12 protein-coding genes are annotated in these 10,320 nt (G+C 65.7%); 1 reads left to right on the top strand and 11 read right to left on the bottom strand.

Going from position 1 to position 10,320, the window contains the following annotated elements; all coding sequences use genetic code 11:
* The 9 genes from ABW137_RS04005 to ABW137_RS03965 all read right to left on the bottom strand — a co-directional run.
* Positions 1-1,028, bottom strand: a 1,028-nt coding sequence (locus tag ABW137_RS04005; RefSeq protein WP_526397119.1) for an NAD(P)-dependent alcohol dehydrogenase, incomplete at its 3' end; no start/stop codon positions are given.
* A gap of 1 nt (position 1,029) precedes the next feature.
* Complete coding sequence (locus ABW137_RS04000) at positions 1,030-2,316, bottom strand: cytochrome P450 (RefSeq protein ID WP_526397113.1); 1,287 nt, start codon at positions 2,314-2,316, stop codon at positions 1,030-1,032.
* A gap of 21 nt (positions 2,317-2,337) precedes the next feature.
* Positions 2,338-3,741, bottom strand: coding sequence for an NAD(P)/FAD-dependent oxidoreductase (locus ABW137_RS03995; protein ID WP_526397111.1), 1,404 nt, complete (start codon positions 3,739-3,741; stop codon positions 2,338-2,340).
* Entirely contained in the window at positions 3,738-3,953 is a 216-nt protein-coding gene (locus tag ABW137_RS03990) for a ferredoxin (RefSeq protein WP_526397109.1), read from the bottom strand. The genes ABW137_RS03995 and ABW137_RS03990 overlap by 4 nt, the downstream gene beginning before the upstream one ends.
* Before the next feature lie 291 nt (positions 3,954-4,244).
* Complete coding sequence (locus ABW137_RS03985; RefSeq protein WP_526397107.1) at positions 4,245-5,627, bottom strand: FAD-binding oxidoreductase; 1,383 nt, start codon at positions 5,625-5,627, stop codon at positions 4,245-4,247.
* Positions 5,624-7,108, bottom strand: a complete 1,485-nt coding sequence (locus ABW137_RS03980; protein WP_526397104.1) for an amino acid permease — start codon at positions 7,106-7,108, stop codon at positions 5,624-5,626. Before ABW137_RS03980 ends, ABW137_RS03985 begins: the two co-directional genes overlap by 4 nt.
* A 168-nt stretch (positions 7,109-7,276) precedes the next feature.
* Positions 7,277-7,708, bottom strand: a complete 432-nt coding sequence (locus ABW137_RS03975; RefSeq protein ID WP_526397102.1) for an arsenate-mycothiol transferase ArsC — start codon at positions 7,706-7,708, stop codon at positions 7,277-7,279.
* Entirely contained in the window at positions 7,705-8,688 is a 984-nt protein-coding gene (arsB, locus tag ABW137_RS03970; RefSeq protein ID WP_526397117.1) for an ACR3 family arsenite efflux transporter, read from the bottom strand. Before arsB ends, ABW137_RS03975 begins: the two co-directional genes overlap by 4 nt.
* 96 nt (positions 8,689-8,784) lie before the next feature.
* Complete coding sequence (locus ABW137_RS03965; RefSeq protein WP_526397100.1) at positions 8,785-9,207, bottom strand: ArsI/CadI family heavy metal resistance metalloenzyme; 423 nt, start codon at positions 9,205-9,207, stop codon at positions 8,785-8,787.
* A 100-nt stretch (positions 9,208-9,307) separates the two neighbouring features.
* Here ABW137_RS03965 and ABW137_RS03960 point away from each other — a divergent pair, with 100 nt between their 5' ends.
* Positions 9,308-9,667 (top strand): Rv2640c family ArsR-like transcriptional regulator, encoded by a 360-nt coding sequence (locus ABW137_RS03960; protein ID WP_526397098.1) that lies wholly within the window; start codon positions 9,308-9,310, stop codon positions 9,665-9,667.
* A gap of 86 nt (positions 9,668-9,753) precedes the next feature.
* On the opposite strand, the gene ABW137_RS03955 is transcribed toward ABW137_RS03960, so the two are convergent.
* The gene (locus tag ABW137_RS03955; RefSeq protein ID WP_526397115.1) at positions 9,754-9,957 is read right to left on the bottom strand and encodes a zinc-ribbon domain-containing protein; all 204 of its coding nucleotides are present in this window, start codon (positions 9,955-9,957) and stop codon (positions 9,754-9,756) included.
* Between the two features lie 83 nt (positions 9,958-10,040).
* The coding region (locus ABW137_RS03950) for an EamA family transporter (protein ID WP_526397096.1) at positions 10,041-10,320 on the bottom strand (280 nt) is incomplete at its 5' end.

Below are 10,320 nucleotides of genomic sequence, written 5' to 3'. Positions count from 1 at the left end.
GTGATCACCGCCCGCCCCTTGATCTTTCCGTCGTGCAGCAGGTCGTAGGCGTGCGCGGCGTCGTCGATCGTGAAGTGTTCGACCAGCATCGAGATCCGTCCCGACTGGGCCAGGGAGATGACCTCGATCAGTTCGGGAATGGAGCCCCAGAAGGGCGATGCGACGGAGCATTCGTGGGGCGGGCTGCCGAAGTTGACCGGCAGGGTCGCGCTGCCGACGCCGACGATCGTCAGGTGTCCGAGGACGCGGGCCACTTGCACCGCCATCGCCAAGGTCGGCTCGACGCCGACCAGATCGAGCACCAGCTCGGCACCCTGACCCCTGGTGATGTCCCCGATTCGGTCGACCGCATCGCCGCCGGAGATCAATGCCTCGTCGGCACCGAGCTTCGTCGCGACGTCGAGTTTTGCCGGTGAAGTGTCCACGGCCACCACGGTCGTCGCCGAGGCCAAAGCCCTCAGCACCTGGATGGCCATTTGTCCGAGCCCTCCGGCGCCGATCACGACCGCAGTCGAGCCGGGCCCCAGCAGGTGGACCGAGCGCTTGATGGCGTGGTAACTGGTGAGCCCGGCGTCGCTCAGCGGCGCAGCCTCGCGCGGATCGAGATCACCCAGCGGAATCAGGTACCGGGTGGCAGGCACTAGCAGGTACTCGGCCATGCCTCCGTCGGTGCCACCAAGGCCGCCTGGGCTGGGACCTCCCGGCGCTTGACAGTAGTTCTCCATTCCCTGGCGGCAGTTCGTGCACAGCCCGCATCCCCAGGGCCCGTACACGATGATCGGGTCGCCAGGGGCGAATCCCGTTGCGCCGGGGCCCATCTTGTCGACCCAGCCGGCGTTCTCGTGTCCGAGGGTGAAAGGCGGCGTGAATGCCCTCGACCCCGACGGGAGTTCTAGCACGTGCAGATCCGAATGGCACGCACCGGCGCCACCGACCTTGACCAGCACCTCCCCCGGACCCGGCTCCGGCACCGGGACGTCCCGAAGCTGGCCGGGCCGTTGCCATTCGACGAACTGGAAGGCCTTCACCTCAGTCAATCCGGTCGAAGGCGACCTCGAGATGACGCGGTCCCCGGAAGACTTGGCTCTGTCGATAGGGTGGCGGATCGACGACGAGGCGGGGGTTCTCGACCCGGCGCAGAAAGGTCTCCACCGCTAGATTGACCTCCAAGCGCGCCAGCGGTCCGCCCATGCAGGTGTGGATTCCACTGCCCCACCCGAAGTGTTGGTTGTTGCGGCGCAACGGATCGAACCTCGTCGGCTCGGGGAACATCTCGGGGTCGCGGTTGGCCGCGGCGTACATCAGGTGAACCGCCGACCCGGCGGGGATGACGGTCCCGCCGACCTCGATGTCGGCGGTCGCGCTCCGGCTCGGGAAGAATTGGACGGCCGACTGCAGCCGCTGCACCTCCTCGATCGCGCGGGGTATCAACTCGGGCCGGTTGCGCAGCAGATCAAGGGATTCCGGGTTGCGCAGTAACGTCAGCACGCAGTGGGCGATGGTGTTCACCGTCGAGTCGTGCCCAGCGATGAGGAGCAGGACGGCGTTCGACGCGGCTTCTCGTGGCGCCATCGGACCGTCGGGCCCGTCGTCGTTCACCAGCTTCGACAGCAGGCCGTCGCTGGGTTCCTTCAGGTAACCCTCGATGAGGTCGGCGAGGTACTGAGAGAGTTCGGCCGTGCTCTGCTTGCCCTTCGCGGCGCGGGCCTGGCCCTCTTCGGTGGCCGCCTCCGGGCCGAGGTCGAGTCCGGCCATGAAGTCGAAGATCCAGGCGTGAAACATGGGCTCGTCCTTCAGCGGGATGCCCAACAGCTGACAGATCACGGCCACCGGCACGGGGTAGGCGTAGTCGTCGACGACGTCGAAGACGTTGTCGCCCAGTCCTTCCCCACTCTTGGCCTTGATCCCATCCAGCAGCTCGTCGCACAGTCGCTGGATGTCGGGTTCCATTCCTGGGATGACGTCCGGCGAGTGCGGTGGCGCGAAGTGCCGCATGACTTGGCGCCGGGCCCTATCGTGGTCGGCCGGGTCGGACAGGATGATCGTCTTCGCCCGACCGTAGGCTGCGATGTCGTCAGCACCGGGCGCAGGCGGAGACCCTGCCGCCTGCGCGGCTCCCAGCGGACTGCGGCTGATGTCGGAGCTGATCCGCGGATCGTGGGCCAGGGCCATCAGTTCCCGGTATCCGGTGACCACGTAGGTGCGATCGGCCACCTTCACCACGGGCGTCTCGCGGAGCTGATCGAAGAATTCGTACGGGTCGTGGCGGTTCTCGAATCTCATGGCCTCCGCCCAGGCCGTCTCTGCAGTCGTCACGTCGTGATGTCCTTCCGGGTGCTAGCGCGGCTTCGGGCGGTATTCGGCTCCCCGCGAAGTCGGATCATGGCCGGTGAGCACGACATCGGGAATTCCGGTGGGCTCCCGCGGATCCGGAAACCGGGCCGACTGTGGTTCCGAGTCGACCGGCACGTCGTAGCCCGGTGGCGGTGGCGGGAAGGGAGCGGAGCGTTCGATCAGGTCCGCGTAGTACTGCAGCCACTTGCCGTGGTTGAACGTCAGCGCGCCGACGATGCGACCGTTCTTGCCGAACGCGGCGGCGAAGCGCAAATCCTCGGGCGACCCCTGAGTGAAGACCATCTGATCGCCAAAGGAGCAGACGCCAACGCCCTTGATGTTGACGCCGAACTGGCCGGACCAGAACTGCGGCAGCGGCAGGTGGGGTCGGCGGCCCATCTCCAGATTGACCATGTTGTGCGCCGCCGTCTGCGCACCCAAGACCGCGGCGTCGACGTGCTCGATGGCCATGAACTGATACTCGTAGAGCACGTGAGGCGCCCTTGCGACGTCGCCGGCAACGAAGATGTTGTCGGTGACCACGCCGTTGATGTCGAATGCCCGGCAACCCGCGTCACAGGCCACGCCCCAGAATCCTGAGGCCAGCTCGGCGCCTTCGAGCCACTCGATGTTGCGGATGGATCCCAGGGAGGCCACTACCACGTCGACGTCGAGCAGAGTGCCGTCCGACAACTGAGCCTGTCGCACATGCCCTTCCGCGTCACCCTTGAGGGCCTCAACGGCCACGCCGGTTCGCAGGTCGACCCCGGCGTCGCGCTGCATCTTCGCGGCGATGTCTCCGATGACGCCGCCGAGTGGGCCCACCAGCGGTGCGCTGGACCGCTCCGCCACCGTGACGTCCAAGCCGAGTTCACGACACACCGAGGCCATTTCGGAGCCGATGAAGCCTGCGCCGACGATCAGCACCCGCTTCGGCCGGGCCTTGAACGCGGCCTGCAGCTTTGCCGCGTCGTCGCTCGTCCGCAGGGTGTAGAGGCCCTTGAGCTTGGCCTCTTCCTTGTTGAACCAGGCGCGGGAGCGGACGCCCGTGGCAATCAGCAGACGGTCGTACGGCACCTTGTCGCCGTTGGCCAGCACCACCTCCCGGTTGGCGCGGTCGAGGCGTACGGCCGCGACGCCAAGGCGCCAATCCGCGTCGACCTGACGCAGGCGTGGCAGCTTGGTGTTCCCCGCAGGCACCCAGCCCTTGAGGACCTGCTTGGACAGCGGTGGGCGATCGTAGGGTTCGTGCACCTCGTCGCCGATGATGGTGAGCGAGCCAGTGAAGCCCTCGTCACGCAGGGCTTCTGCGGCCCGCAGTCCGGTGAGGGAGGCTCCGACGATGACGATCCGTCCGGTCGCCTTGAAGCTGGTGACGAGATCGGAAACCAGCGACGCGGTGGTCATTTCGTGGACCTGTCGGATGGCGGATCCATCTCGGCGATGATGGCCTGCACGGGGCAGGACGCCACCGCCCGCGCGACCCGCTGGCGTTGCGAGTCGTCGGGATTTGGGTCGTAGGCGAGGGCTTCCTCGCCATTGAGTTGGAGTACCTGCGGTGCCAGCGGAACGCACTGCGCGTATCCAAGACAGCGGTTCAGATCCACGACGATGCGCATGCCGATTCGGCTCCTTCTCAACCGTGCGCCGAGGGCTGGTCGGCGCAACTCCGAATACGAAGTAGTGGCGCTGACGGTACGGTAAGTACGACGCGATGGAGCATTTTCGGCAGGAATCTCGAAACCGGCTCGAAGTGCAGATTCATCCCTGCGTCATGCCGCCCGACGTTTGAGTAAATGCGCTAATCGAATAGTTCATCTTGGAAGGTACGCGGCGCCGCGATTCCGGCATCGGCCAGACCCGCGATGCGTTCGCCGAGAACGACTTCGGCCCGATCCCACGCGTCACGGCTAACCATTCGGCGACGGCACGCTCTGCTCGAAGGTGAACACGTCGTCGGGGTCGTACCTCGCCTTGATCGCGCGGAGCCGGTCGACGCCGCAGCCCCAGTAGGCGGTCGCCCAATCCGGCATGCCTGCGTTGGGCACGTTGACGTAAGCGCCATTCACGTAGGGCTTTAGCGCGTCGGCGAGATCGGCGACCCAGGCCAGACACTGCTCAGTCATCGGGTCGTCCTCAGCCGCAACCGTGCCGCCACGAACGCCCCAGCCCGCCCCCGGTTCGGCATAGAACAGCGCATTGCGGTGCGCGAACACCGAACCGCCTGCGGGCTCGCTGTCCGAGACCGCGCCGCCGAAGGCGTTGGTGAAGTAGTTGCAGCCCGACGTGGGCGACTTCGACAGGAACGAACGGATCACGTCGATCGCTTCGGCGGGAAAGGGTTCATAGATGAACTGAGACATGAACTTCCAGTTCGCCGGCTCTCCCGCGGTGGGTATCTGGAAGTCGGTGTAGGTCTCAGCCCAGCCGGTATCCGTCGTCGACACGTCGGGCTGGCCCACGGACAGCATGGGCGCCAGCAGCTGCACCGCCTCGACCTGCGATCCAGCCACCAGGACACCGATGAGCTGGATCCCGTCCCGGCTGATCTCGAGCTGGCTGGTCAGGCGGTTGTCGGAGACGGGTGCCGCGCGCTGCCAGGCGTCGAATACCCGTGGCAGGTGTTCGAGGCCTTGCCATTTCGCCGTCACGTAGATGGTCGGCATCAGTGGGTTGACCCGGTAGGTCAGCGAGGTGACGATTCCGAAGTTGCCGTTGCCTGCGCCGCGCAGCGCCCAGAGAAGGTCGGAGTTGTCGTCCTCGTCGGCGATGATCGCCTCGGCGCCGTCGACGCCTGCGGCAACGACGATCTCGACCGCGAGCAGGTTGTCCGATGCCATCCCGAACGCGCGGGTGAGCAGACCGAAGCCGCCGCCGAGGGTCGCGCCGACCAAGCCGACGGACCCTTCGGTGCCGGTCGGCGCCAGGTAGCCCGCGTGGCCGAGCGCGGTGACGGCTTCGAGCTGATTCAGCCCAGCACCGACGGTGGCGGTGTGCGCCGACCGGTCGATGCTCAACGACTTCATCTCGCTGACGTCGATCACGATGCCGCCGTCGACGTTGGACCAGCCCTCGAGGCAATGGCCACCGCTGCGGACCCGGACGGGAACGCCGTGCCGCCGGGCCCAGGCCAGCGCATTCACGACGTCTCGGGTTTCCCTGGCGAACACGACGACGGCCGGGTGGTGGCTGAACAGCAGGTTCCAGCCTTCCTTCGCGTCGGAGTAGTCAGGGTCGCCCGGGCACACGACGCGGCCGGTAAGTCGTTCCAACCCCGGTGCGGTAGAGGTCATTTCGGGCCTCCGGGCGCTGCCTCGGCGGCGATGGCTTCGGGTTCGGCGTCGAGTACCTCGCGGTTGAAGATCATCATGAAGGCGAAGTACGCACCACCCAAGACCAACAAGCCAGCGACGATCACCATCGGTACGCGCGCACTGATCGGTGATAGCAGGATGACCAGCACGCCGACCGACCACAGGAGTGCCGCGATCGCGACGGGCATGTCGAGGCGCCCGAGGGTAAAGCCACCCTCCTTGTGGTCCAGCCGCTTGCGCACCGCCAGATAGAGCACGACGATCCCGCCGTACGTCAGGGCAATCAGGACCGTGCCGGAGGTGATCAACTCCAGCAGCGCATCGCCGGGCAGCGCGAACAGCGTCACGATGCCGACGACGACCGGCAGGATGGTCGCCGGTATCGGCGTCTGGGTGCGGCTGTCCACTCGCTTCATCAATTGAGCTGCAGGGAAACGGTTATCGCGTGCCATCGCGAAGATCATGCGGGAACAGCTGGTCAGCGTCACCATGCCGCCGCCGAAGAAGGCGACGGCGATGGCGACGAGGAAGATGCGTTCGGTTACGGTGCCGAGCTGGTCACCCATGATGGTCGCGACGGGCGATTCGGCGGCGGTCACTTCGGGGATGCTCTCGATGGCGATCGTCAAGGCGATCAGGAAGAGCATGCCAAGAACACCTGCTGCGACAACCGAACCGACGATGGCGCGTGGCACGCTGCGGAAGGGGTCCTTGGCCTCCTCGGCCATGTTCGCAGCCGCGTCGAAGCCAACGAGGGTGGCGAGTCCGACGATCATGACGGCCATCAAGCCGCCGCCCAGTGAGAAGTAATCCGGTGCGCCCTCGGCCATTCCGCGCGAGGTGAGGTTGTCGACGGAGCCGTTGCCGGTCACCGCCACGGCGACCAGAAGCGCGACCACCAGCACCACCACGATCGTCAGTTCGACGCCCACGGCCACCGAATTGAGTACCGCGACGATCTTGGTGGAGGCGATCGCCAGGATGGCCTGAATCACCATGAGCGCCACCGTCATGATCCGGGCGGTGGTCTCGCTGGGCGCCATGTTGAACAACGGCATGAGGCACTGACTCGACATGGCGCTGTTGATGGCCATCAGCCCGGTGATCAGATAGCAGAAGGTGAGCCACCCGAAGAACCACCCGATCTTCGGATTCGCCAGCCGTGAGGCCCACTGGTAGGACGAACCCGACAGTGCGATGCGAGCGGCGAACTGGGCGATCACCAGCGCCACCAACAGCTGCCCGAGGGCCGCGACGATCCAGGTCCAGATACCGACGGGTCCGGAGTTGCGAAGGAGGTCGTCGTAGGTGCCGAAGATGCCGACCGCCACCGAGATGAACGCGAACGAGATCGCAAACACCTGGAAGGAGCCGAGTGTCCGCTTGAGTTCGGGCTCGTAGCCGCAATCCACACACTCTTCGTCGGCAGCGATCGGCACTGCCACGTTCTCTGCTGTCATCTCGGCGTCGTCCGATCGTTCGCGGTGGTTGCTGCACGGAACAGTAGATGACGAGGCCCAGTAAAATTTTGCCTTTGCGTTAAATTCGTTGCAAGAATTCGGCGAACACATGGTGGCCAATGACTCCAGCGTTCGCTGCGACGGCCGACGGCGTGGGCCCGAGCAAGCTCACGTAGACGGTTCGACGCCGAGTTCGCCCAAGAGACGCAGGATGCGCCTGCCGATGTCGTCGCGGATCAGTCGCATCCGCTCGATGCCTTCGATGCCACGTCGCGATGGCTCGTCGGTGTCCCAGTTCTCCAACCGAGTCCCGGCGATCGGATCGACGTGAGCTTCACGCCCGAGGGTCACCACGATGTCGACGTCGCGGACGAGCTGGACGTCGAGGCCCTTCGGTGCCTCCATGGTGATGTCGACACCAATTTCGGCCAGCGCGGTCGCTGACAGTGCGTTGATCTCGCTGCCGGGTGTCGTCCCAGCGGAGTGCACGTCCACTAGGTCACCCGCGAGCGACCGCATCAGTCCGGCCGCCATCTGAGACTTCCCGGCGTTCTTGACACAGACGAAGAGCACCGACGGCCTCGTCACCGGCGGATTCATCGGTGCTCCAAGCTGAAGCGACGGCGGAGGGCCAGTGCCACGTAGACCAGGGCGAGAAGGACGGGCACCTCGATGAGCGGGCCGACGACGCCGGCCAGTGCCTGCCCCGACGTGGCGCCGTAGGTGGCAATGGCGACGGCAATGGCTAGCTCGAAGTTGTTGCCTGCCGCGGTGAACGCCAGGGTGGTGGTGCGTGGATATCCAAGGCCGAGCACTGCTCCGAGCAGGTACCCGCTACCCCACATGACGGCGAAGTAGATCAGCAGCGGCAGCGCGATGCGAATGACGTCGAATGGGCGGGTGGTGATTTGGTCGCCCTGCAGCGCGAAGAGCACGACGACGGTGAACAGCAGACCGTAGAGCGCCCATGGGCCGATCTTCGGAAGGACACTCGTCTCGTACCAGGTTCGGCCCCTTGCCCTTTCGCCCAGCCACCTCGAGAGATAGCCGGCAAGCAGCGGGATGCCGAGGAAGATGAGCACGGACTTCGCGATCTGCCAGGGCGATGCGCTGATCGTCGTCTGCACCAGGCCGAGCCACCCGGGCAGCACCGACAGATAGAACCAGCCCAGCACGGCGAACATGACGACCTGGAACACCGAGTTCAGCGCGACCAGCACCGCTGCGGCCTCGCGGTCACCGCAGGCCAGGTCGTTCCAGATGATCACCATGGCAATGCATCTCGCCAAGCCAACGATGATCAGGCCGGTGCGGTACTCGGCTAAGTCCGGCAGCAGCAGCCAGGCCAGGGTGAACATCAACGCCGGACCCACCACCCAGTTCAGGAGCAGCGAACTGAGTAGCAGCCTGCGGTCGCCAGTGACCGTGCCAAGCCGGTCGTAGCGGACCTTGGCCAGCACCGGGTACATCATGATCAACAGGCCGAGCGCGATGGGCAGCGAGATGCCGTCGACCTGGACGCGATCAAGCGCGGTGTCGAGACCGGGAACCAGTCGTCCCAACATCAGGCCCGCCGCCATCGCCAGCGCGATCCACACCGGCAGGAATCGATCGAGCAGCGAGAGCCTTTCGATCACAGCGGAATCCGCACTCGCCACGGCAGGTGTATCCACGAACTAGCAACAAGCGTTCGCGGTGCCGGTCGCGGCGTGCGCGGGGCTGGCGCCGAAGGTGTCCGAATCGGCGAGCACGGTGTAGATCTCCCACTTCTCCCCCGCAGGTCCGGTGACCCAGACCTTGTCTTGGGTGGCGAAGCAGCAGGTCGTGCCGATCTCCTCGTCGGTGAAGAGTCCTTCGTCGGTGAGGCGGGCGATTTCGGCGTGCACGGTGGCGCTCGACTCGACCTCGACGCCAAGGTGGTTGATGGTTCCGCCGTTGCCGGGGTTCTCCAGCAGCACCAGCTTCAGCGGAGGCTCGGCGATGGCGAAGTTGGCGTAACCGGGCTTGACCTTGGCGGGTTCTGTGTTGAATAGCTTGGCGTAGAACGTGATTGCTGCATCGAGATCGTCGACGTTGAGTGCGAGCTGAGCGCGGGACATGGTGACCCCTTCTACGTGTGTGACTTATGTCGAACTACCTGACACCGTCAGAATGCACACCTTTTTGACTTATGTCAATGCAGACGGCCATAATCACCACGTGCCCAAGACGCTGCCCACCATCGACATGACCGCGCCCGTGTGTTGCGCACCGGTCGCCGCAGGGCCGATGAGCGACAGCGACGCGTTGCAGGTCGCCCTGCGACTCAAGGCACTCGCCGATCCGGCCCGGGTGAAGATCATGTCGCTGCTGTTCAGCGCCCCGGAAGGCGAGCAGAACGGGGGCGAACTCGCGGCGACCCTCGGGCTGAGCGAGTCCACGGTCAGCCACCACCTCGCCCAGCTGCGTCGCGCGGGCTTCGTGGAATCGGATCGCCGCGGAATGAACGTCTACCACCGGCCCTCCGCTGACGCGGTAGGTGCACTGTGCGCGGTACTGGATCCGAATTGCTGCACCTAGCCGCGGATGGCACGGCCGGAGGCGATGCAACGCTCACCGGTTGATCGACCGGTGCGCGAAGTCCGCGAAGGTTGCGGCCATCACCCTCAGCCGGCGACCGTCGCACCGCAGATGCCGCACACCTCGAACCGCCGACGGCTCCAGCGCGCGACCGGGACGAAGAAGAGCGTGAACTGCTTGAACTCCTGCATCTGCGACCACTGGGTGGTGTTGTGACAGCGCGGACAGGTTCGGACCTCCCCGGCGCCCAGATACTTTTGCTTGGCGCCATAACCGAAGAGGAGGAACAACACGCCACCAGAGTAGGGGGCGGGTCGCGGGGGCCTTGCGCTACCCGGGGCGACCATCGACCGGGCAGCGAGTTCAGCTGCCTCTACACCTCTGCTCGCTGGGGTTCCAGACGCCGCAGGCCGCGGCGGCGACTGATCGTGACGCCACCGAGCGCGAGTGCCCCGCCTACGAAGCCGAGAATCGTCGGCACCTCACCGAGAAGGAGCCACGACAGAAAGATGGCGACCGCAGGCACCGCCAAGGTGGTGGCGGCCATCGTGCCCGCATCCGTGCGGTTCAGCGCGTAGGCCCAGATGAGAAATGCGATCGCCGTGGGCCCGACGCCCAGAAAGGCGACCCCCGCCAGCGCCATGGGCGAAGCC

It is taken from the genome of Mycobacterium sp., assembly GCF_040509115.1.
Classification (GTDB): domain Bacteria; phylum Actinomycetota; class Actinomycetes; order Mycobacteriales; family Mycobacteriaceae; genus Mycobacterium.
The sequence above is the reverse complement of the archived record's forward strand: the minus strand, read 5'-3'. Positions and strand labels throughout refer to the sequence as shown.

Coding starts and splice junctions, on each gene's coding strand:
- ABW137_RS03980 (WP_526397104.1), bottom strand. CDS start 7,108: ATGACAGCAGAGAACGTGGCAGTGCCGATCGCTGCCGACGAAGAGTGT.
- ABW137_RS03985 (WP_526397107.1), bottom strand. CDS start 5,627: ATGACCTCTACCGCACCGGGGTTGGAACGACTTACCGGCCGCGTCGTG.
- ABW137_RS03965 (WP_526397100.1), bottom strand. CDS start 9,207: ATGTCCCGCGCTCAGCTCGCACTCAACGTCGACGATCTCGATGCAGCA.
- ABW137_RS03995 (WP_526397111.1), bottom strand. CDS start 3,741: ATGACCACCGCGTCGCTGGTTTCCGATCTCGTCACCAGCTTCAAGGCG.
- ABW137_RS03990 (WP_526397109.1), bottom strand. CDS start 3,953: ATGCGCATCGTCGTGGATCTGAACCGCTGTCTTGGATACGCGCAGTGC.
- ABW137_RS03975 (WP_526397102.1), bottom strand. CDS start 7,708: ATGAATCCGCCGGTGACGAGGCCGTCGGTGCTCTTCGTCTGTGTCAAG.
- arsB (WP_526397117.1), bottom strand. CDS start 8,688: ATGGCGGCGGGCCTGATGTTGGGACGACTGGTTCCCGGTCTCGACACC.